We start from the raw sequence: 23,836 nt of genomic DNA on the forward strand, positions 1-23,836 counted from the left end.
TATGAAGAGATTATTTTTAAGTTTTTTAATAGGGATGTGTTACCTCACAACCTATGCCCAGCCAACCATTACCAAATGGGCTTTACCTGATAATTTAAATTTGATTTCTTTTAAGGGGTTGGATACCTCTCTTTCTGTCCCTGATCTCAATAATTCAAAAGCTGATATTGAGATTAGGCTATATGCTAGTGGAAAGCATTCGAATTTGAGATCGATGACAAGTCTGATTTATAAAGACAACCAATTGACGGCTACTTATTATTCCCGAAAATATAGGGCCATTAATGACCCTGTTGATGCCACATTCCCTGTGAACATTAGCCAGATAAAGCACAAAAAGCTGGATTCCGTATTTTTTGGGTTAGTAAAGCACAATGTTTTTATCTTGCCAGACCAGTCTCAAACCCATAGGCCGCATATTTTAATCCCTTATGTTATTTTGGTTAAATCGAATGACCAGATCAGGGGCTATCGTTTTCAGAGTACCAGTTTGATTGAAGAGCGCGACAGTCAGGAGTTCAGGGAATATAAAGCGATCGTTGGATTGTTTTATTACTTGAATGATGGTTTTCCTGAGAAATTATAATTGTCGCTTCCAGTTGAAAGAGTTGCCATCTTTGGTCATAATCATATTGGTTACTTTCCCTGCTTTATCTTTTTCAAAATTCAACCCAATCGTGATAAAAACGCTGCTCAAGAAAAATGTATTATTGCTTAATGGTAATATACGGGTAACAGGAAGTTGGTTGGAATCGGCCTTGATGAACAGTTTTCCGTTGGTTAAAAATACTTGTGCTTGATGTTTCTTGTCGAATTGGTAGTTCCCGGCAAAGGTTTCCAATGCCTTCTGTGGTAAATTGAAGTTTTTGGGTATTATAGCTAAACCACCAGGTATTGGTTTTTTCAGCACCATTGAGGCAAGTGCTTTACTGATGGGGGTTACATAGGTGTTATCAGAAACGTTGCTGAGAACGATAACTTGTAGGTCGTCTTCTGGAAAGATCAGCAGATGTGCAGAGAATCCGGGAAAGCCGCCATTGTGGCCTACAAATCTGACCCCAGAAAGTGAATCCACATCCCACCCATTACCATATTTGCCTATCTGTACAGTAAATGCCTTTCTCCAGCCCACTTTACTTAGTAATTTTTGTTCTGTAACTGCTTTTGCCCATGCTAGCATGTCTGCGCTGGTGGTATATAAGCCACCGGCAGCATAGGTGACAGTTGAATCCCATACCACGTCGGGCATTTGTTCAATTTCATTGAAAATCTGGTATCCTATAGGTTTGTCTTTACTCTTTAAGGCACGGAAATCAAATCCGCTATGTGTCATTTGTAGCGGATTTAAAATATTTTCTCGTATGGCTTGTTCCCAAGGTTTACCTGTAACTTTTTCTGTAATTAAGCCTAGTAAATAATATCCGGAATTGGTATAATGGTATTTGCTCCCGGGTGTAAATGCCAGCGGCTGATCTATAAATTGGGCTAGAATTTTATCTTTAGCTACCGGATGATCGGTTATCGCCGAGTCAGCCCTATCCATATTACTGGCGTAATCATACAAACCGGAAGAGTGGTTCAGTAGGTGTTGTATGGTTAGCTTTTCACCTGAAGGAAAATCCGGAAAATATTTAGAAAGTTTGTCCTGTAGGGATAGTTTTCCTTGTTCTTCCAGCATCAGAATTAGGGTTGCAGTAAAAGTCTTGGTTATTGAACCGATACGAAAAATGGTATACTGATCGTTCATTGAGTTGGTAGCGAAATCTTTAAAGCCGTAACCCTTATTTAGGATGATTTTTCCTTTATAGCTGACAAGGACACTGCCATTAAACTGTGAAAAACGATTTGCATTATTTAAGAAGCTATCAAGCTTGGCTGATAGTTCAGGAGTGTTTGCAGGTTGTGCTATAGCAGGAAATAAGGTATAGGTCAGGAAAAGTAGCGTTAAAAAGTAGCGTTTCATCTAAAAGGTTTAGGTTCATATGGTAAGTTAAATATAATGTTTAACTCATTGATAGTTATCTAATTTACAATAGAAGGAATTGAATTCTCCAGTGATTTTATGTACTTATATGGTGCATGTACGAAAATACGATCGTTATCTTCCAGACTTCTAACAATGCTATTCAACAGCTCATTAGCCTTCAGGAGCTCTAGATCGTTGTTTATAGATATTAAGTTCGGGCTTTTTAATGCTGTCCTCAACTTATCAAAATCTATGTTTATTTCATGAGGTTTTGTTCCCGAAATTATTCCGTAGCCTGCAGCGTATTCACTAAAACGACCTATGGATGCTTCATAATACGTAAACATTGTATTTGAGCATAGAAGTCTGGCACTCATTATATTCCAAAAGTCATTATAGTTTGCAAAGTTCTTGAACATCTGTTCATATTTTAACACATAGTGAAATGTTATCGCTGAGCAGACATCTTCTCTTTTATATTTCGGCAACAGCGAATAAAGGCTATTACTTGTCTGCGTAGCCCAGTTATATACAGGTAGATCATTCTTAGCCCCTAGATATCTAATCAGGCCGGGTTCGCCAGCTAATTTTATATTTCCCTGTTTTGTAGCATAATGCTCAGGAAAGTCTTCAATAAGGATAATGGATGGCTTGAAAGCTAGTAAGTCTTTAGATAATTGGTCATTCTCAGAGATCTCTGCGGTTGAAGATGACCATAGTAATAGTTCTTTATTTCCAACCTTTATCTTGCGATAGTAGGGGTGGTCCAAAGAATCCTCTTTAAGGGATTCAATTTGTGTAATTTGTTTTTTCGGTTTAAACTCATTGAAGGATTCCATGTACAGCGGAAGAACTTGTTTCATCACCTCCTTATGCATGGCTCCTGCTTGTATGAAAATTCTATCATTTTTTTTAGCAAAATTCCCAATGGTCCTTAGCAAACGTTGATCTCTAAGCTGGAAAAATTTCAACTTAAGTTTTGCCAGTGTACCATTTTCGAAGTCCTTATCCACCGGGGCCCAGTCTTGCTGGCTAAGATTAGTACTATACTCCAAATTAAAGCGCCTTTTAAAGATTGATTTGAAGTGTTCCGGATTCCATTCCTCCTGAGACAAAGGTATTCCCATGACCGACAACTCCCTTGATTTACTACTTATTAAAATATCTAAGGGAGAATCAAGCGAAGACACCAAATCACGCAGCTTCACACAATGGAAAAATAGATAAAGATCTTCTCTGGAAAATTCCCTGCGTAAGAGATTATACATTTCTCCCCAATCCAAGTCCCATACATAAGCTTCAACTCCATTTTTATATGCTAGATAACGTAGAAAGCCACTATCAGCCCCCATCGCAATGTTCTCTTCACTTGTCGGGTGCAAATAAGATGTTATAGCCTCCACAAAAACAACTTGTGGTGAAATTCTGTCGAATTCCAGTTCTATCTTAGTAAACATCGTATCCGCTGGATTCCTGATTCCATGATTTGTACCAAATACACTAATCTTTTTACCATAACCATCAAATTTGTAAGCATCTAGTGCAAATTTTGCCGGCGTAGGACGATCGTATATATTCTTCAATACTTTATTAATTTTCGCGGATGGCTGGACCTGGGATTTTGAGTCCACTACATTTAGGCTAAACAATATAGCCACCATGATTGTAATGCGAAAAAATATGATCCTAGTTTGCCCGTTTATTATCATAATGGACAGGATAAGTTAATACAGTTTGGTTTCATGCTTATATTCGGTTAACTAAGATAGTATAAAATTTTGCGTTCAATGAATCGTCTTTCGTCACATTTTTTGCCCACTCCGTCACATTTATCTGAATCAGAGCTTTAGCTAGGGTACTATTGTTTAATTTTTAAATAACTAAAGAATAATACTCTAAATTAACAATAATGAAACCCTATTTATTTCTTCTTTTCTGCTGCCTTAGTGTTAGCTTGTTTGGACAAACTGCACCTGATTCTACTTATCGATCTGATTTCACAATGGAGGATGTTAGCTTCAAAAGTGTCGGAGTTACTCTGGCAGGCACAATCTTTAAACCTAAGGTCACCTATGCGGCGCTAGTCTTGGTACATGGCTCTGGTCAGGAAAAAAGGATGGTGGGTGTAGCTTCGCTTTTGGCGAGAAACGGCATAGCGGTATTAACATATGACAAACGTGGAGTGGGTAAATCGGGTGGGGTTTATGCTGGACCGGAAGTTGGAACCAATAATATTGATTCTTTAAATCTAAACTTATTGGGCTTAGATGCAAGTGCTGCGGTTAATGCACTGTTAGCTCATATGCCGGCTAATCATGGGCCGTTGGGCTTAATGGGGTTTAGTCAGGCAGGCTGGGTAATTCCTTTGGCTGCGAAGAATAATAGTAATGTGAACTTTATGGTGCTGTTTAGTGGACCGGTTGTTACAACTCTAGAACAGTTGCGATTTCAGTTTTATACAGAAGGAAAATCCAACTTTTGGGAAACGCATACTGAGGCTGAGGCACGTGAACACACGCGCAACGACCCTGATCGGTATCAATTTACCGATACTGATCCTCGCGATGCCCTCATTGCACTCTCTGTTCGTGGACTGTGGCTTTTTGGTGGTAAAGATGTGCAAATTCCAGTCCTCTTATCGATAGAGAATCTCAATGTGCTTAAAGCACAGGGTAAGGCCTACGAGTACAGATTGTTTCCAGAATTGGCACATAATACTGCGATCCCGAAATCACAAGAACCTATTAGCATTGCTATTAAATGGATTAAGACTATTATTTGGGTAGAATTAATTGAAAAATAACGTGGCTATGGGGACGCTTTTGAAATAATACATTAATTTAGGCTTATAAAACTAATATAACACAATCTAATTAAACCAAATATTAAATGAAGCAAACATTAAAACCAGGCTTAGCTGCAATGCTTTTACTTGCAATTACGGCATGTAATGAACCAAAAAAAGTTAATTTATCGGCAACGGTAACTGATAGTGTTACCACTGCTGCTGTTCATTTGGATAGTACTAAATTTCAGAAAGAAATTGATGGTAAAAAGACTAATCTATATGTGCTAAAAAACAAAAACAACATGCAGGCTGCCTTTACCAATTACGGTGGCAGATTGGTGAGCCTACTAGTGCCGGATAAAGATGGCAAGCTGGTAGATGTAGTAGTGGGTTTTGATAGTGTTGATGGTTTTGTGAATTCTACGGAGCCTTATTTTGGTGCTACAATTGGCCGTTATGGTAACAGGATTGCAAAAGGTAAATTCAGCCTTGATGGCAAACCGTATACTTTGGCTACTAACAATGGTCAGAATACGTTACATGGTGGTAAAAAAGGGTTTCAGGCAGTAGTTTGGGATGCAGCAATGCCTGATTCGCAAACGTTGGTGCTTACTTATTTGTCGAAAGATATGGAAGAGGGTTATCCTGGAAATTTGAAAGTAAAGGTAACTTACAGTTTGAATGATGAGAATGAGTTGAAAATGGATTATGAAGCTACTACTGATAAAAAAACTGTGGTTAACTTAACTAATCATGCTTTCTTTAATTTGAATGGTGAGGGTAGTGGTAATATTTTAAATCATGATCTTCAGGTGTTTGCAGATCTTTATACTCCTGTTGATACTACGTTGATCCCTTTGGGTAAAAACGTAACTGTAAAAGGTACTCCATTTGATTTTACTACTGCAACTACTATTGGTAAACGTATTGAAGAGGCAAATGATCAGTTAAAAGCGGGTAAAGGTTACGATCATAACTTTGTATTGAATGGTACTAAAGCTTTAGGCATGACTCATGCTGCTACTGTAAAAGGTGATAAATCGGGTATTGTAATGGATATTTATACTCAGGAGCCAGGTTTGCAGTTTTACAGCGGTAATTTTATGCAAAGTAAAAATGTATTTAAAGGCGGTGCAAAGGATGATTTCAGAACGGCAATTGCTTTGGAAACTCAGCATTTCCCTGATTCTCCGAATCAGCCGGCATTTCCTAGCACGGTTTTGAACCCGGGACAGGTTTATAAGACTACTTCTATTTACAAGTTTAGTAAGTAGTTTGTTGGTTAACACACTAGTCATTAGCACTAGTCATTAACACTAGTCATTAACACTCGTCATCCTGAATTTATTTCAGGACCTCGCACTAGCTTGTTTTTAATAGCAGGTGAGGGATCCTGAAATAAATTCAGGATGACGAGTGTTATAAGCTGAGTGTTATAAGCCGAGTGTTATAAACTATGTGTTATAAAACTACTAAGCGTTCTTAATCAGTATACTCTCCAATACATTCGCTACATCATCACATTTATCAGAAGCGATCTCCATAGTTTGCAGTACCTCTTTCTGTTTAATCAACTCAATTGCATCAAATTCATCATCAAATAGCGTAGCTAACGCTGTGTTACATATATGATCTGCGGTACTTTCACCTTTGTTTATTTTAAGACAGATCTCTGCAATTAATTTCGTGTTTTTAAAGTTTCTAAGTTCTAGAATTGCAGTGTTCAAGTCCTTGCACATATCTACTAGTAAAGCCGCCAGTTCTTTCATTGGCTTTGTGATGATCTTGATGTTGAACAAATCCATGTTCATGGCCGAGGCATAGATGTAATCGGCAATATCATCTAAAGCACTTACCAGTGCATGTATGTCTTCACGATCAAAAGGAGTAATAAATGTTTTGCTCAGACCCAGAAATATGATATGTGTAATATCATCACCTACTTGTTCCAGTCGTTCAACTTCCTTAATATGTTGCTTTCTTTTTTCCTGATCGGGAGTGTTTACGGCAACCAATAGCGTTTCGGCGATTAGTACTAGGTTGGTGCTTGCCTGCTCAAACAAGGGTTGAAATGTTTTGTCTTTAGGGCTAAAAAAATTGAATACTGAATTCATGGCATTTTTGCTTTTAACAAAAATATCATTGCAATGTTAAGCTACTATAAAGTTTAGTGCCTATTTAACAGTGTTTTACTTTTAAAAATTACCATTTATAACAAATTCTTACATATTTTAGTAGAAATAGATTAGCGCAATTAACTCATGAGTAAGCAGAAGAAAAAAAGGGGGAGCAGTACTGCAAATCCTGATGCGGTTAAACAGGCATTAATGCATCAAAAAAGATTTGTGGAGCGTATTGAAACACTTTGTAATGCCCTTGTTGGACAAGGATATTTTGAAAAGATACCTGAGCGAATACTTGCCCAAATGTATACTTCCAGATATCCGGCATTGAAAATAAAGGCAAATCCAGGTTCTGATATCTCGAAATCTACCGTTGTAAAGGCAAATAAATTGCTTAATGCATTTCTGGAAGATCAATACATTACTATAACCAATGGTGAGCGGATACTGCTTAGTTTGCTACTTTCGGAAGGATTGGTGTTAATTAACTTTCTTCATGTAGTTCCTGCTAATTATTTCCCTAATGCCGCGCTACTTAAAGAGGAGTTTAAAGATTATCTTCCTGATTCAGAGGGTTATTTAAGTCTACAGGAAATGTTGGGGATTATGGTGCAGGATGTGAACGTGTTTTTAAGTGATTTAAACAAGAGTGTACTTACTGCAGATATTAGTGAGACTGCTTGCTTTAATATCAGTAGTAAACACAATGATATTTATTTGGATGAGTTTAAAACGGATAAAACATCGATAGTTATTAACGATAATAGTCGCTCAATGTTCCGTTTGGGTTGGCTTGTGCCAGATTGGGAGTATCCTAAAGTTAAGCCCTCGGCACTTGGGTTTGATGTTGCTGGTTTGGATGTTCCCCTGGATATTTATATACAAAAACATGCTTTAGATAGGATGCAGGAAAGGTTAGATATGGTGCCCGGTTTAATGCATTATAAAACATTTTTGATATTTACAGAGCCTGAGATTAAGCATTATAAAGATAAGAATAGAAGTTTGGTTGAGTTTTGTTTGCCTGATAAAAAGCTGGGTTACTTACAGGTTGAATTGCATGGAAACAGATTGATTATTCATACTTTTTTATTCCTGACTAATAATGGCACTCCCGAAGGTATGAAGCTTGAAAAGCTTGCCGGACTGCAAAAAGCAGATAAGATGTATTTAGAGATTGATAAGCTGTCGACCTTTAATTCGTATCATGTTGATAAGAATGAGCAGTTAAAGGACTTGTTTATTAAAGCAGGTTGTGGTTCTTTATTGGACTTGGCTCATTTACAGGAGTTTTCGGTAAATGAAGTAAAAGATAAAGACCCGGAATCTATATTGAAATACCTTGCTGATTCAAAGTACTTTAGATCTAAAGAAACATTAGAGGTTTGAAAACAATGAGATTTATTAAAGTATTGATTGTTTGTCAGCTGGTTGTTTTTGCTGCTTATTCGCAAAAGAAGTCACTTATTCCTCAAGAGGATCTCTCTTTTCTGGAAGGCATGACCAAGGATGTTCTTGAGGCTTCGCGTATTTATCCGGAACAGTTTATCTCGAAAGAGTTTGGTGCCAATAACACAGGTGGGATGTTGATTAGACCCGGTGGCAGAGATGCTTATCCGTCTTTTTGGATTAGGGACTATGCGATGTCACTTGAAACTGGGTTCATCTCCAAAAAGGAACAGGAGCATATGCTGCGGTTGACTGCATCAACACAATGCGACCAGTCGTGGATTACCAAAGGAGGTAGTTTTGTGCCTTTTGGTGCTATTGCCGACCATATCAGGATTGATGATAGCAAGCCTATTTATTTTCCAGGTACATATAGCTATGAAGATCAGGGTGCAGCGGAGTGGGGAACGCTTCCGCCTTATTGTGATCAGTTCTTTTTTGTTCATATGGCTTATTACTATGTTAAAAGCACGGGCGATAAGAAAATATTGCAAAAGGAAATAAACGGAACTCGGCTGATTGATAGGTTAAAAGCTGCATTTAATGTACCTCCAGAGGATAAAGATAGTCGTATGGTGTATGCAACTCAGGCCATTAGAGGAGTTGATTTTGGCTTTAGGGATGCAATTAAGATTACCGGTAAGCTGAGTTTTGCTTCTATTTTGAAGTATCGTGCTGCAAATGAACTGGCAGAATTGCTACAGCTAATCGGGGCTAAGGATGCTGGTCAGTATACGGAAGTTGCCGCTGTAATAAAGAAAGGCTTGCCAGGTATTTTTATGGACAGTAGGGGGATGTTGCTTGCCTCGACAGGTAAAAGCAATCAACCTGATGTGTGGGCAACTGCTTTGGCCGTTTATTTTGGGGTGTTGGAAGGGAAGGATTTGGAAAAGGCCTGTGGTTTTCTGACTGCTGCTTATAAAGCAGGGACTCTGAGTTATAAAGGCAATATCCGCCATATCCTTACAACTGATGACTTTAATGAGCGCACTGCCTGGGAAATATCTATGGCTCAAATATATGTTTATCAGAATGGAGCCTATTGGGGTACGCCCACTGGTTGGGTTTGTTATGCGATTAGCCAAGTTGATAAGCAATCGGCATTGAATCTGGCCAATGATTTTATTGCAGATTTGAAAGCGAATGATTACAGGAAACAGGGCTTGTTTTCGGCACCTTATGAGTGTTTTGATAAGTTAGATTACAGACAAAATCCGCTGTATCTTACCACTGTGTCCTGTCCGTTGATTGCATTTAGGAAGATGTTTTAAGTTGTTCTACTAGTTTTGGCTGTTCTGCATGTTTTGCTTGTGATAAATATTATTATCTTGCTTTCCTATTTTAACAATCGATGATAATAATAATACAGTGTAAGGATCAGATTGGGCTGGTTGCCGATATTTCGCAGATATTATCTGAAGCAAAACTCAATATCGTTTCCATGAGGGAACACGTAGATAAGGCCGAAAGTATGTTTTTTATGCGCCTGGATGTTGATGGTTATTCTGATGAAGGTGTACTTACTGAAAGTATGCGTCGGATTTTACCTGAAGGCGCACTTATTCATGTTAATCCTGTTTCTGAAAAGAGGATAGTGGTGTTGGTTACCAAAGAGTATCACTGCCTTGCCGATATTTTAGTGCGCAATAACTTTGGTACTTTGGGCGCCACCGTTGTGGGTGTTATAGGTAATCATGATATCCTGCAAAAGATTTGCGATCGTTTTGATATTCCTTTTTCTTTGATTTCATATACTGATGTTAGTGGTGATCCGGAGCAGGAAATGATTGATAAAATCAATAGTTATAGTCCTGATTATGTGATTCTGGCTAAGTTTATGAGGATTCTTTCGCCTCGCTTTGTCGCTAGTTTTGCAGATAGGATCATTAATATTCATCATTCGTTTTTACCTGCATTTGCAGGTGCAAATCCGTATAGGCAAGCTTTTGAAAGAGGGGTGAAGCTGATTGGTGCTACAGCACACTTTGTTACCAATGATTTGGACGAGGGGCCGATAATAGCGCAGCAGATTATTCCGGTGAACCATTCGTTTACCGCCGCTGATATGGTAAAATCTGGCAAGGAGATTGAAACCGCTGTTTTGGCAAAAGCAATGAGGCTTGTGTTAAGCGATAGGGTGTTTGTTTATAAGAACAAAACCGTGGTTTTTGATAATTAACGTTATATGTTGATTTCCTAAGTAAGTGAATTTGGAGATCGTCATGCAGATTTGGCATTCGTCGCGCAGATTAGGCGTTCGTCGCGTAGATTGGGCATTCGTCATCCTGAATTTATTTCAGGACCTCGCAAGAGAAAATCGGCCAGACAGGTGAGGGGGCCTGAAATAAATTCAGGATGACGTGGAGATTTAAAATGATGGAGTTCATTACTGATGCAGATGTAATTGGCTCTTAAGTTCCTGGATTTCATGTTGCATATGATCTACTTTTTGGAGCAGGTGCCTTATCGCATCTATACCTTCTATATTGATTTGTAAATCGTAATGCAGATGGATATACCTATCCAGTTCACCAAACTGTTGGATATGAATGTATTTCTCTGAATTAACAATTGTTAATGAAATGATTCCGGAGTCTTCAAGTGATATAATAAATGAAGGTTCGATATCATATTTGAAGCAATATTCTGTTATGGTTATTAATTCTGTTTCCATAGTTAATTAGTTTTAGGGAATTGCTTTGGCAATTTTAGAGATTAGCTTTAGCCTATGTTTTTTAGTTCATTAAAAAGTTCCTTCTGTTTCTCGGTAAGATCTGTAGGTATTTTAACAGTATACGTTACAAAGAGGTTTCCAAATTCACCGTCTTTTTTATAAACGGGGAAACCTTTGCCTTTTAGTCTTACTTTAGTGCCATTTTGAGTTCCGGGAGCTACTTTTAGTTTCACTTTGCTATCTAATGTTGTAATTGTTGCTTCGCCACCAAGTACGGCTGTATACAAATCTATTTCAGTATGGGTATACAGATCGTCATTGAGTCTTTTAAAATGAGGGTCATCGCTAATGTTGAAGGTGATGTATAAATCGCCATTAGGTCCGCCGTTGGTACCCGGTGCACCCTGACCTGGTAGTTTGATGATTTGTCCATTGGCAATACCTGCAGGAATGGTTATTCTTATGTTTTTGCCATTTACTGATAGTGTTTGCTTGTGTGTATTATAGGCATCGCGAAGCGATATGTTAATTTCGGCCTGATAGTCGTGCCCTTTAAATTTGCGACTTCCTCGTCTTGATTGTCCTCCGGTATTTCCAAATAGGGATTCAAAGAAATCGGAATAGTCGCTACCACCGGTAAAACCACCGCCAGAGCCAAAATCATCGCTGTTAAAATCGGCACCATTGAAACCTCCACCTTGTTGACCAGCTCCTGAATACGCGTTTCGGCTTTGTTGTTGCGATTGTTTTGCCTGTTCAAACTGATCTGCATTTTTCCAGTGCTCCCCATATTCATCGTATTTCTTACGCTTTTCAGGATCGCTTAATGCTTCGTTAGCCTCATTAATTTGCTGAAATAGCTTATTGGCATCTTTATCATTGGGGTTTAAATCAGGATGGTATTTTCTGGCCAGTTTTCTGTAGGCCTTTTTAATCTCATCCTGAGTAGCACTTTTGTCGAGTCCAAGGGTTTTGTAGTAATCTATAAATGCCATAATTAAACTAGTTTGTCATTTATCCTAAGATACTAATTGTTGATTTTGTTTTAGTTATTTAGTTTTTTTTGATAGTTATTTAATGTGCTATGTGTGTACTTATAGGGAAGTTAAGGGTGGGGATGAGGTAGCATATCTGTTGGGTGACCTCGTACGGTATTGAACACCAAATGTTCAATACCGTACATCGGCAAATCAATAATTTGCTTTATTCTTCTTTAAATGAGCTTGCTTAAGTTTGGCATTGGCTTAGTATATTGGTTGGAATGGAAAAGCTTAGTTTCAAAATTGCCTGGAGGAACCTTTGGAAAAATAAAGGATTTACATTAATTAACCTTGGTGGATTGGCTGTTGGTTTAGCTTCATCTCTGATATTACTGCTTTATGTAGCAAATGAGTGGAAGTTTAACACTCAATATAAAGATGCAGAGAACATATTTGAGGTAAAGATCAATAATCTGGATTATGCGCATAAGGTGGTAAGTACTAGTGATGTTACTCCTAATGTGCTTGCTGAGGCTATGAAAGCTGAAGTTCCGGGTGTTAAGGCTGTTTCAATGATTACCTGGCCAACTCCAACTTTGTTGGTTAATGGCAATACAAGTGTAAAAGTTGATAACAGGTTGGCCCAGCCGGATATCCTTAAGTTATTGAGCTACAATTTTATAAAGGGTAGTGCTGAAACAGCTTTTGAGCAACCTAATTCTATTATCCTTACTAAGCGTACTGCAGAAAGGTTATTTCCGGAGGGTTCTGCTTTTCGGAAATCGGTTAAGTTTATGAATTTCGCCAATTTAACGGTAACAGGGATAGTAGATGATTTACCGGAAAACATGGACTATCGATTTGAAAGTCTGGTTTCCTTAAATGAGAACCAGGGGATTTTTCCTAAAGACCCGCAGTGGAATAATTTTGCTTTCTTGACTTTGCTTAGTTTAAAACCGGGTATAAAGATTGATGATTTTAACAACAGCATTGAGGGGTTTTTAAACAAGCATAATGATAAGGCTATTACCGGGCTTTTTATTTATCCATTGCTTAAAAGTAATTTATACGGTGATTTTGTGAATGGGAAACCTGTAGGCGGTAAGATTGAGCAAGTGCGAATATTTATAGGTCTTGCGGTGGCGATTTTATTGATTGCCTGTATTAATTTTATGAATCTTGCTACTGCAAGGGCCGGTAAAAGAGCTAAAGAAGTGGGAATTAAGAAAACTATTGGTGCCAGTAGGGTTTCATTGATACAGCAATTTCTGCTTGAAGCGGTGTTAATGGTATTGGTTAGTTTTGTGATTTCGATAGTGATTATTGAGCTAAGTTTGCCTTTGTTTAATAATCTCTTGCATACTAAGCTGACTTTATCGACTCTTGGTACGTTGAACTGGTGTTATGTTGCTGTTGTAGTATTTATTACAGCGATTTTATCGGGTAGTTATCCTGCATTTTTTCTGTCGTCATTTGATCCTGTTAGCACATTAAAAGGTCTTGTAAAGCAAGATTTTTCTTCTGTTATATTAAGAAGGGTTTTAGTTGTGGTTCAGTTTACTTTTGCTGTTCTTTTAATTACGGGTACGGTAATAATTTATAAGCAGCTTCAGTTTATAAAAGATAGGCCTGTAGGTTATAATAGCGCTTCGTTGGTTGAAATGCCTATAGAAGGAATGATTTTTCAGAAATATGAAGTGCTTAAAAGTCGTTTGTTACAATCGGGGGCAATAAGTGCGATGTGTAAAACGACTGCCAGCATCTCTACACAAAATTCTTATACAAGTGGGCTGGAGTGGGATGGCATGTTGCCGACGGGTAAAGCGGTTGAGTTTAATCAGATTATTACTACGTATGACTTTAGCAATACTACTGGGATAAAGATGGTAATGGGGCGTGATTTTAGTAAAGATATTGCATCGGATAGTACGGCGGTTCTATTAAATAAGAGTGCCGTAAAGGAGATGAATCTAGAGAATCCGATAGGGAAGAAGGTGCTTTATATGGGGATGAAAAGGTCTGTAATTGGTGTGTTTGATGATATTATATGGGCTGATCCAAGTAAAAAGGAAATGCCGATGGTTATTGGATGGGTTTCTTCGATTCCAAGCGTAATAACCATGAGATTGAATACGGAAAAGACAACGAATGAGGCTTTAGCTATTATTAGTAAGATTACGAAAGAGATGAATCCTGTTTATCCTGTAGAGTTGAAGTTTGTGGATAGTTTATATCAGGAGAAGTTTGAACGGGAGAGGGTGTTGTCTATTCTTTCTAACTTGTTTGGTGGGCTGTCTATTTTTATTTCATGTTTGGGACTGCTTGGGTTATCGGCCTATAGTGCAGAGTTGCGAACTAAGGAGATTGGTATAAGGAAGGTGCTTGGCGCAAGTCATATAAATATAGTGGCATTGTTAAGTTGGGATTTTATTAAAATGGTACTGATTGCTATTGGTATTGGTCTTCCGATTAGTTATATATTGATGAGTACCTGGCTTTCTAAATTTGATTTTCATGTTGAAATCAGTGGGTTTATGATGCTTTGCTCATCGGCTGTGATTTTAACTATTGCTTATATAACGGTAAGCTATCAGGCCATAAGGGCTGCATCAGCGAATCCAATTAATGCAATTAAATATGAGTAACAGATAGGCTCGTCATTAAATATGGATAGCAGATAGGCTCGTCATCCTGAATTTATTTCAGGACCTCGCACTTGCTGGTCAGACTTTCTCTTGAGGGGTCCTGAAATAAATTCAGGATGACGATGAGTTTATATCATCATTACTAAAAGTGAGTCCTTGAACTAAACGTGAACCCTTGATTTTGACCTTCCTGCTTTCTTAAGGCTGGCATCTAAAAAATGATCAATACCTGTTGTAGCGTAGCCCAGCAGCCTAGAGTTTTCGCCAAGCTCAGAAGATACAATCATTGTTTTCTCTCTGATTTGTGTCATACAATAGGTATTGATAGCCTGTTGCATCGGTAAGGTGATGTATTGCTTTGCTTCGGCTACTTTTCCGCTTAAAATAATGAGTTCGGGATTAAAGAGCTGAATTAACACAGCGATCCCTTTTCCCATATAGGTGCCAATGTTAGATAACAACTGGATGGCATATTGATCGCCTTTATTTGCGGCATCAATAATAACCGGAGGTTCAATTCTTTGCAGTTCCTCATTAGAGAGTTTGTTGAGCATAGAGTTTTTGCCTGATAGGATACCTTCCTTTGCCATTTCTGATAAAGCATTGCCCGAGGCAACAGTTTCCAAACAACCATGTTTGCCACAATAACACAATGCGCCATTTTCTACAAAGGGTATATGGCCTAGTTCTCCTGAAAAACCACAGGCACCTTTTCGTAATTTGCCATCCATTATAATGCCTAGTCCAACACCCCAGTCCATTAGCAATATCAAAGCATTTTGTTTGCCTTTTGCCATTCCATGGGTAAACTCTGCCATTGATGATCCATTTACATCATTCTGTATCACGACAGGTAGTTTCAGCATTTTTTCAAATGCTTCGGTTAAAGAGGTGTTTTCAAGATCGCTTAAGAAATAACTATAGCTTTTGCCCTTTTCGGAATCAATTAGGCCTGGCATACCCACACTACAGCCGATTAACTGGTTGGTGCTAATTTGATTAGCCTGAAGGATATCCTGCACATGTGTGTTTAAGATACTAAAGAAATCTGATCTGCTGCTTTTTGAGATTGGCAGAGCGATTGTTTTGGCATCAACTATATAGTTATAGTTGTTATCCATAACCGCTATTTTGGTATGGAACAATTGTATATCAATACAGATGATCAGAATCTTTTTATCCCTTAAACCATATAAATCCGGTTTTCGGCCACCCATTGATATTCCATAACCCTTCTTTTCTATCCACTCTTCGTCAATTAAGTTAGTGATGAGTTTTAAAACACTGGGTGAACTCATGTTCATGGTATGACATAAGCTAGAAACTGAACATGGACCTAGATTAAAAAGATGTTTAACTAGTTGGTATTTAGAAACCAGTTGTTTGTCGCGTGTTGATTTGGTTATGTTATTTAATAGATGAAGATCCATGGCTTTAATTACTCTATTTCGTTAAATATAGAGAACTTATGTTAAAAAATCATAAAAGTATTTTTAATACGTAAATAATTAAACAATGTTTTGCGTTTTTAACAATTTCTCCCTAATATTATCATTGCAAGTATTCAATTTAGTGATGCCATTACAGGTATTGTTGGATGAATCTTAATACAACCACTTATATGAAACCTAAAGAACCACAAGAACAAAACACCAGAAGAGATTTTATTAAAAAATCTGCGGTAGGACTGGCCGCATTCACCATCGTTCCAAGATACGTACTTGGAGGAACAGGATTTATAGCACCAAGTGACAAGCTGACCAAGGCTGTAATAGGCGTTGGATCGATGGGACGTGGCCATTTTGCTTATGACGGCACTCAGGTAGTTGCTGTTTGTGATGTTGATAAAAGACATCTTGATCTTGCAACATCTATGTTGGATAAAGGAGTTAAAACATTTAACGATTATCGTGAACTGATTAAACTTCCTGAAGTTGATATTGTGCATATTGCAACACCTCCTCACTGGCATGGTATTATGTCGGTTGATGCTGCAAATGCAGGTAAAGATGTTTGGTGTGAAAAACCGATGACTCACACTATTGGCGAAGGTAAACGCGTAATGGAGGCTGTACAAAAGCATGGCCGTATGTTCCGTTTAAACACCTGGTTCCGATTTAAAGATACTTTTTATGGAATGGGAACTACAGTTAAACCGATTAAGAAATTGGTTGACAGTGGTTTGTTAGGCTGGCCTTTAAAGGTTACTGTAGGTAAACATACTGGTTATGATTGGAAGTTTTACTGGGTAGGTAAAGACAATTTGGAGCCTCAACCGGTACCTCCTGAATTGGATTATGACAGATGGTTAGGCCCTGCACCTTATAAACCATATAACGCACATAGAGTTCACCAAACTTTCCGTGGATACTGGGATTATGATGGTGGTGGTTTAAGTGATATGGGACAACATTATATTGACCCGATCCAATACTTTTTAGGTAAAGATGATACCAGTCCGGTTTCTGTTGAAATTGATGCTCCACAACAGCACACTGATGCAGTTGGAACTTGGAGAAGGATTACTTATACATATGCTGATGGTTGTCAGATCATTTTAGATGGTGAAGGAAAGGATACTAACGTACCTTATATCGAAGGACCAAAAGGTAAATTATACCCTGGCTTTAAATCGGATATTCCTGATTTGGAAAGAAAGCTTGCTGCTTTCCCTGATCCAACTCCTCAAATGACTGACTTTGTTGAGTCTGTTAAGACCAGACAGAAGTTTGCATTAAATGAAGAAAACGGACATCGTTCATGTAATATCGTTAACATCGGATTAATTGCTTTGAGACTTGGCCGTTCATTAAAATTTGATCCGGTAAAACAAGAGTTTATTGATGATGAAGGAGCTAACAGATTAATTAATCCTGTAATGCGTGCACCTTTCACTATTTAATTAAACAAAGCTTTTAAATAATTCAGATTAACCTTTACATATATCATAATGATAAAAAAGATATTCTTTATCCTGTTGGCGGTTGTAATGCTGCAAGACGCGGCAAACGCACAGGCAAAAAAAGACGAACGCACCATAACCACTCGCATTGCCGATTTATTGGCGCAGATGCCTGCAAATGATGCCGGACTATTAACAAATAACGTAAATGACATTGCTAATCTTGGAGAAGAAGGCTATGTGACTTTGATCAGCGGGCTTGTGGCTCCTGGTAAAGGCAATAATTCATTAATTGAATACACTGTTGGTGGATTCTCTGCTTATATTACCCAGAACGGAAAAGAGGAGTGGAGAAAAATGAGCGTTAGTGCTTATTGCAAAGCTTTACAGAAATTGACTGACAAGCAAAACAAATCATTCATCATTAGCCAGTTTGATCTGGTAGGTAAAGATGATGCAGTTTCTTGTCTGCAAGGTTATTTAACTGATGATCAATTGGCTGATCCAGCTGCGAGAGCATTGGTTAAAATCAATACTCCAGCTTCAAAAGCTGCTTTATTAAGCGGTTTGGCTCAGGCAAAAGGTGCTGCTCAACTTTCAATTATTGAGTCGTTAGGCGATGCTCGTTTAAAAGAAGCAGCTCAGCCTATTAATGCTTTAGCTGCTAGTGGTGATGTTAATGTTGCTAAAGTAGCATTATATGCACTTGCTTACATTGCAGATCCTTCGTCGGAAAACGTATTTGCTGCTGCTGCTGATAAAAGCGGTTTTAAATATGAAAATACTAACGCTGCTGCGGTTTACTTAATCTACGCAGAGCAATTGGTTAAAAATGGCAATAAAGAACTTGCTGAAAAGATTGCTAAAAATATTATAGCTAAAACAAGCACTAACGAATTGGTTGGTGTACGTACAGGTGCTTTAAAAGTATTGGTTGATGCTAATAAAGACAATAACCAACAAATTCTTTTAGATGCTGCTGGTGATAAAAATGCTGAATATCGTGCTGCTGCACTGAAATTTGCTGTTCCTTATGTAACCTCTGCTTCAACAGGATTATGGGTTAAAAAATTAGGTGCCGTTAATGATGATGCTAAAGCTGGTATTTTAGGTATGCTTGGTCAGACTGGCGCTAAAGAAGCTTTACCTGCTGTACTTAAATTGCTTAGCAATAAAGATAAGAATGTTAAGTTGGCGGCTATAAATGCTGCGGTTAATATTGGTCAGGAGCAGGTTCTTGGTGATTTATTGAAGTTAACTGCTAAAGGTGATACTGCTAATGTTACTGCTGTTTCGGATGCAATTCATAGAATGAAAGGAACTGGAATAACTGAACAGCTTGCTGCAGCTATTCCTTCTGCAAAACCTAATGTGCAGGTTGCTTTAATTAAACTTCTTGCTTCTCGTGCTGCAAACGGACAGTTAAGTGCTGTTTATACTCAATTGAAAAGTAAAAACCCTGAAGTACAACAAGCTGCTTATGCTGCTTTAAGCCATGTTGTTGTTAAAGACAACTTGCCTCAGTTGTTTACTTTACTTAATGAAAGCTCTGGTGCTCAGGAAACTGCTGTACAGGAAGCTATTATTGCCGCTGTAAGTGGTTCTGGTGATAACACTCAGCAGGTTGAGGCAGTATTACAAGAAATGGCTTCGGCAGCTGAAGGTAAGAAATTGCTTTACTACAAAGTACTTGCAAGTTTAGGCGGTGACAAAGCTTTAAAAGCTGTTACTGACGCCTATGCTACCGGTAATGAGCAAACTCAAAAAGCTGCATTAGATGCTTTGTCTTCATGGACTGATGCTGATGCTGCTCCTGAATTAATTGCTATTGCTCGTGAAACTAAAAATGCAGCGTTTTTAAATACTGCTATTAATGGTTACTTGCGCTCGGTTAGAGAGGGTGCTTATCCTGCAGAGCAGAAGTTGTTATTATTGCGCAATGCAATGGTTGTAGCTCAAACTAATGAGCAAAAACAACAAATCTTAAAAGATGTTGAACAAGCTAAATGTTTTAATGCAATTGTTTTTGCTGGTAAATATTTAGATGATAGTGCTTTACAACAAGCTGCTGCAAATGCAGTAATGAATATTACACTTGCCGGTACATACAATGGCGACATTGTTAAAGGCTTATTAAACAAAACAATTCAAGTAATTACCGGTGGTGATAGTGGCTATCAGAAAGAAGGAATGCGTAAGTACATTTCTGAAATGAAAGCAGGTGAAGGTTTTGTATCTATGTACAATGGTACTGATTTAACTGGTTGGAAAGGTTTAGTTGCTGATCCAATTAAGCGTTCTAAAATGGATGCTAAAACGCTTGCTGCTGAGCAGGAAAAAGCTGATGCTGAAGCAAAAGAGAGCTGGAAACCGGTTAATGGCGAGCTTCAGTTTATGAGTCATGGAAATAACCTGGCTACTGTTAAGAAGTATGGTGATTTTGAAATGCTTGTTGACTGGAAAATCATTGATGATAAAAAAGGTGAAGGTGATGCCGGTATTTATTTACGCGGTACTCCTCAAGTTCAAATCTGGGATAATGCCCGTACAAATGTAGGTGCTCAGGTTGGTTCTGGTGGTTTGTATAACAACCAGTCGAATGAAAGTAAGCCTCTTAAAGTTGCTGATAATAAGCTTGATGAGTGGAACACTTTCCGTATTATCATGAAAGGTGACCGTGTTACTGTTTATTTAAATGGTGAGTTGGTAACTGACAACGTGATCCTTGAAAACTACTGGGATAGAAATCTTCCGATTTTTGCTGAGGAGCAAATTGAATTACAAGCTCATGGTTCGCCTGTTGCTTACCGTGATCTTTACATTAAAGAGCTTCCTCGCACAAAACCATTTGAGTTAAGTGCACAAGAGAAAAAAGACGGTTATAAAGTATTGTTTGATGGTACAAACATGCATAGCTGGACTGGTAACACTGTTGATTATACAATTGAGGATGGTAACATCGCTATTCGTCCTAAACCAGGTAAAGGTTCAGGTGGTAACTTGTTTACTAAAGAAGAGTTCAGTGATTTTATCTACCGTTTTGAATTTAAGTTAACTCCAGGTGCTAACAACGGATTAGGTATCAGAGCACCTTTAGAAGGTGATGCTGCTTATGAAGGTATGGAACTTCAGATTTTAGATAATGAGGCTCCTATTTACAAAGATCTTCATGTATATCAATATCATGGTTCAGTATATGGTACTATTCCTGCAAAAAGAGGTTTCCTTAAACCAGTTGGCGAATGGAACTATGAAGAAGTTGTAGTAAACGGTCCTAAAATTAAAGTAATCCTTAATGGTACTGTAATTCTTGATGGTGACATCACTGAGGCTAGAAAAAATGGCGCTCCTGATGGACAGAAACACCCAGGTTTATTACGTGACAGTGGTCATATTGGTTTCTTAGGACATGGTTCTCCTGTAGAATTCAGAAACATTAGAATTAAAGATTTAAGTAAAAAAGCTGCGGTTAAAACGCCTGCAGATAAAAAAGCTCCGGCTAAGAAATAGTAGGATTACTATTTCTAGCTTCAACGGATCGTCATCCTGAATTTCCTCGTCATCCTGAATTTATTTCAGGACCTCGCAAGAGAAAATCGGACTAGCGAGTGCGAGGTCCTGAAATAAATTCAGGATGACGATCGATTAAAACTAGAAATAGAAAAAAATATATAACAATAAAAACATGACTGAAGATAAGTTAAACTCATCAACAGATAATTCTAGACGAAACTTTATTAAAACCAGCGCGCTTGCAGCCGCTGGTTTTATGATTGTACCCCGACACGTGTTGGGTGGAAAAGGATTTTTAGCACCTAGCGACAGACTAATGGTTGCGGGTGTAGGTGTTGGTGGAAAAGGTGAAAGTGATTTAGAGAATATTTATAAAGGTGGCAAATCAGAAATCGCATTCTTATGCGATGTTGATGATAGGAGAGCTGCCGGATCTGTTAAAAGATTCCCAAAGGCGAAGTATTACAAAGACTATCGCCAGATGCTTGATAAGGAAGCTAAAAATATTGATGGTGTAGTGGTATCAACCCCAGATCATAATCATGCTATGATTGCTATGGCTGCAATGCAGCTTGGTAAGCATGTGTATGTTCAAAAGCCATTGAGTCATGATATTTATGAGGCGCGTCAATTAACCGAAGCTGCAAAGCGCTATAAGGTTGTTACTCAAATGGGAAATCAGGGTGCTTCTGGTGATGGTGTAAGACAATTGAAAGATTGGTGTGATGCCGGTTTAATAGGTAAGGTACATACGGTATATTGCTGGACTGACCGTCCGGTTTGGCCTCAGGGTATTTCGTGGCCTTCAACTAACGGGGTTGTGCCTAAAGAACTGGATTGGGATTTATGGTTAGGCAGTGCCCCATATAAACCTTATATCGAGAAAATGGTTCCGTTTAACTGGAGAGGTTGGTGGGACTATGGTACAGGTGCAATTGGCGATATGGGTTGTCACCTTGTGGAACCACCTTTTACAATTTTAGGATTAGATACTCCTATGGATGTTCAGTGCAGCGTAGGTAGTGTTTATGTTGATGAATTTCAAAGAGGTTATTTCCCTGAAAGTTGTCCTCCGTCAAGTCATGTTATCATGACCTTTAAAGAAACTAAAAAGACTAAAGGCGATTTACAACTTCACTGGATGGATGGTGGTATTAAGCCTGTACGTCCTGTTGAGTTAGGTCCAAATGAAGCATTTGGAGACAATGGGGTTCTATTTGAAGGTACTAAAGGAAAAATGATCTGTGATGTTTACGGCTCTAATCCTAGGTTATTACCTTTATCTAGAAACGCTGAAGATCACACTAAAAAGAAAACTCCTCGTGTTCCGGGTGGTGAAGATGGTCATTATACACAGTGGGCTGAGGCGGCAATTGCAGGTTACGGAAAAATGGAATTAAGTTCTCCATTTGAAATAGCTGGTCCGCTTACAGAAACTTTGTTAATAGGAAATTTGGCCATCAGAGGAACTGATGTTCAGAGAAAAAATGCTGATGGCGGTATCAGTTATCCTGGCAGAGATATTAAGTTGATCTGGGATAAGGCAAACCTTAAGGTTACTAACTTTGATGAAGTGAATCAATTTATTAAACGTAATTATCGTTCAGGATGGAGTCTGGGAGTGTAAATCTTCGTGTTTTAGTAGTTGGCTGTGGCAACATGGGAAAGTCTCATGCTACCGCCTATCATAATCTAGATGGCTTTGAGATTTGTGGAATTGTTTCTACAGGTGAGAGCAAATATGTATTGAATGAAAAGTTGGGTGGTGGTTATCCCTTGTTCAGCGATTATTACGAAGCGCTAGAGGCTACAAAGCCTGATGCTGTGTGCATTTCTACTTATCCGGATACTCACGAAGCTTTTGCGATTAAAGCCTTTGAGAGCGGCTGTCATGTGTTTATAGAGAAACCCCTGGCTGATTCGGTAGAAGGAGCAGAGCGCGTTGCAGAAGCGGCTAGAAAAGCAGGTAAGAAATTGGTTGTTGGTTATATCTTGCGTTATCACCCTTCGTGGGAGAAATTCATTGAGCTTTCGCAGCAAATGGGTAAGCCACTTGTAATGCGAATGAACCTGAATCAACAAAGTCATGGCCCTAAATGGACCGTACATCGTAATTTAATGAAAAGCTTGAGTCCGATAGTGGATTGTGCTGTACATTATATTGATGTAATGTGTCAGATGACAAGGTCTAAGCCGGTTCAGGTAAGCGCTATTGGTGCCAGACTAACTGATGAAATACCGGATTGGAATTATAACTACGGACAGCTTCAAATTCGTTTTGAGGATGGCTCTGTAGGTTGGTATGAAGCAGGGTGGGGACCAATGGTTAGTGATAATGCCTTTTTTATTAAGGATGTTTTTGGGCCAAAAGGTGCTGTATCTATAGTTGCTAAAGAGGCATCAAAGTCGGGTAATTCTGATTCGATAGATTCTCATACCAAAACAGAAGCTATAAAAGTTCATTATGCTGATCTGGATAAGGATGATGAATTTGCCAGGGCTAATGAGTGGGTTGATCTTACAGATGAGCCCGATCATCAGGAATTGTGCAACCGTGAGCAGCGTTTTTTCTTGAAAGCGATTAGGGAAAATCTTGACCTTACTGATGCTACTGAGGATGCTGTAAACAGCCTGAGAATCGCGTTTGCATGCGATGAATCGGTAAAAACAGGACAAATGGTAGTGCTATAGTCATTTTTATTAACAATCATGCTAGAATGTGGAAAAAATGATGGCAGATTCTTAAACATTGATTTGGTGCAAATCCAATAATTATTACCTTTAGAGCGTTATATC

17 protein-coding genes are annotated in these 23,836 nt (G+C 38.4%); 11 read left to right on the plus strand and 6 right to left on the minus strand.

Translation table 11 applies throughout. The annotated features are described in order from the left end of the window. The first annotated feature begins 1 nt into the window (after nt 1). Nucleotides 2-586, plus strand: coding sequence for a hypothetical protein (locus HQN83_RS18425; protein WP_173092103.1), 585 nt, complete (start codon nt 2-4; stop codon nt 584-586). Here HQN83_RS18425 and HQN83_RS18430 read toward each other — a convergent pair. Further along, nucleotides 581-1,963, minus strand: a complete 1,383-nt coding sequence (locus HQN83_RS18430; protein WP_173092105.1) for a serine hydrolase — start codon at nt 1,961-1,963, stop codon at nt 581-583. The two genes, HQN83_RS18425 and HQN83_RS18430, sit on opposite strands and share 6 nt — an antisense overlap. A gap of 59 nt (nt 1,964-2,022) precedes the next feature. Beyond that, a complete protein-coding gene (locus tag HQN83_RS18435) occupies nt 2,023-3,549 on the minus strand; it encodes a hypothetical protein (RefSeq protein WP_173092107.1) in 1,527 nt (508 codons plus the stop codon). A gap of 326 nt (nt 3,550-3,875) precedes the next feature. Here HQN83_RS18435 and HQN83_RS18440 point away from each other — a divergent pair, with 326 nt between their 5' ends. Together HQN83_RS18440 and HQN83_RS18445 are read left to right on the plus strand one after the other, a co-directional pair. Then, nucleotides 3,876-4,769 (plus strand): alpha/beta hydrolase family protein, encoded by an 894-nt coding sequence (locus HQN83_RS18440; protein ID WP_173092109.1) that lies wholly within the window; start codon nt 3,876-3,878, stop codon nt 4,767-4,769. Between the two features lie 86 nt (nt 4,770-4,855). After that, on the plus strand, nt 4,856-6,028 hold the full coding sequence (locus tag HQN83_RS18445) for an aldose epimerase family protein (protein ID WP_173092111.1): 1,173 nt from the start codon (nt 4,856-4,858) through the stop codon (nt 6,026-6,028). 198 nt (nt 6,029-6,226) lie between these two features. On the opposite strand, the gene HQN83_RS18450 is transcribed toward HQN83_RS18445, so the two are convergent. After that, nucleotides 6,227-6,868, minus strand: a complete 642-nt coding sequence (locus HQN83_RS18450; RefSeq protein WP_173092113.1) for a DUF47 domain-containing protein — start codon at nt 6,866-6,868, stop codon at nt 6,227-6,229. A 147-nt stretch (nt 6,869-7,015) separates the two neighbouring features. Here HQN83_RS18450 and HQN83_RS18455 point away from each other — a divergent pair, with 147 nt between their 5' ends. The 3 genes from HQN83_RS18455 (at nt 7,016) to purU (ending at nt 10,505) form a co-directional block, all read left to right on the plus strand. Then, entirely contained in the window at nt 7,016-8,266 is a 1,251-nt protein-coding gene (locus tag HQN83_RS18455) for a hypothetical protein (protein WP_173092115.1), read from the plus strand. A gap of 5 nt (nt 8,267-8,271) precedes the next feature. Continuing rightward, nucleotides 8,272-9,597, plus strand: coding sequence for a hypothetical protein (locus HQN83_RS18460; protein ID WP_173092117.1), 1,326 nt, complete (start codon nt 8,272-8,274; stop codon nt 9,595-9,597). An 80-nt stretch (nt 9,598-9,677) separates the two neighbouring features. After that, on the plus strand, nt 9,678-10,505 hold the full coding sequence (purU, locus tag HQN83_RS18465) for a formyltetrahydrofolate deformylase (protein ID WP_173092119.1): 828 nt from the start codon (nt 9,678-9,680) through the stop codon (nt 10,503-10,505). Between the two features lie 207 nt (nt 10,506-10,712). On the opposite strand, the gene HQN83_RS18470 is transcribed toward purU, so the two are convergent. Together HQN83_RS18470 and HQN83_RS18475 are read right to left on the minus strand one after the other, a co-directional pair. After that, nucleotides 10,713-11,000, minus strand: coding sequence for a chaperone modulator CbpM (locus HQN83_RS18470; protein ID WP_173092121.1), 288 nt, complete (start codon nt 10,998-11,000; stop codon nt 10,713-10,715). Between the two features lie 47 nt (nt 11,001-11,047). Continuing rightward, on the minus strand, nt 11,048-11,995 hold the full coding sequence (locus HQN83_RS18475; protein WP_173092123.1) for a DnaJ C-terminal domain-containing protein: 948 nt from the start codon (nt 11,993-11,995) through the stop codon (nt 11,048-11,050). 266 nt (nt 11,996-12,261) lie between these two features. Here HQN83_RS18475 and HQN83_RS18480 point away from each other — a divergent pair, with 266 nt between their 5' ends. Beyond that, nucleotides 12,262-14,625, plus strand: a complete 2,364-nt coding sequence (locus HQN83_RS18480) for an ABC transporter permease (protein WP_173092126.1) — start codon at nt 12,262-12,264, stop codon at nt 14,623-14,625. A 161-nt stretch (nt 14,626-14,786) separates the two neighbouring features. On the opposite strand, the gene HQN83_RS18485 is transcribed toward HQN83_RS18480, so the two are convergent. After that, the gene (locus tag HQN83_RS18485) at nt 14,787-15,923 is read right to left on the minus strand and encodes an ROK family protein (RefSeq protein WP_217277427.1); all 1,137 of its coding nucleotides are present in this window, start codon (nt 15,921-15,923) and stop codon (nt 14,787-14,789) included. Nucleotides 15,924-16,246: 323 nt separating this feature from the next. Here HQN83_RS18485 and HQN83_RS18490 point away from each other — a divergent pair, with 323 nt between their 5' ends. The 4 genes from HQN83_RS18490 to HQN83_RS18505 all read left to right on the plus strand — a co-directional run bounded on the left by HQN83_RS18490 (nt 16,247) and on the right by HQN83_RS18505 (nt 23,731). After that, a complete protein-coding gene (locus HQN83_RS18490; protein WP_173092130.1) occupies nt 16,247-17,527 on the plus strand; it encodes a Gfo/Idh/MocA family oxidoreductase in 1,281 nt (426 codons plus the stop codon). 48 nt (nt 17,528-17,575) lie between these two features. Then, nucleotides 17,576-21,037: a family 16 glycoside hydrolase gene (locus HQN83_RS18495; RefSeq protein ID WP_173092132.1), complete on the plus strand. Its 3,462-nt coding sequence runs from the start codon at nt 17,576-17,578 to the stop codon at nt 21,035-21,037. Nucleotides 21,038-21,212: 175 nt separating this feature from the next. Then, on the plus strand, nt 21,213-22,667 hold the full coding sequence (locus HQN83_RS18500; RefSeq protein ID WP_173092134.1) for a Gfo/Idh/MocA family protein: 1,455 nt from the start codon (nt 21,213-21,215) through the stop codon (nt 22,665-22,667). Next, nucleotides 22,649-23,731, plus strand: a complete 1,083-nt coding sequence (locus HQN83_RS18505) for a Gfo/Idh/MocA family protein (protein ID WP_173092136.1) — start codon at nt 22,649-22,651, stop codon at nt 23,729-23,731. The genes HQN83_RS18500 and HQN83_RS18505 overlap by 19 nt, the downstream gene beginning before the upstream one ends. Nucleotides 23,732-23,836: the final 105 nt, after the last annotated feature.

Source organism: Pedobacter foliorum (assembly GCF_013266735.1).
GTDB classification, from domain to species: Bacteria; Bacteroidota; Bacteroidia; order Sphingobacteriales; family Sphingobacteriaceae; genus Pedobacter; species Pedobacter foliorum.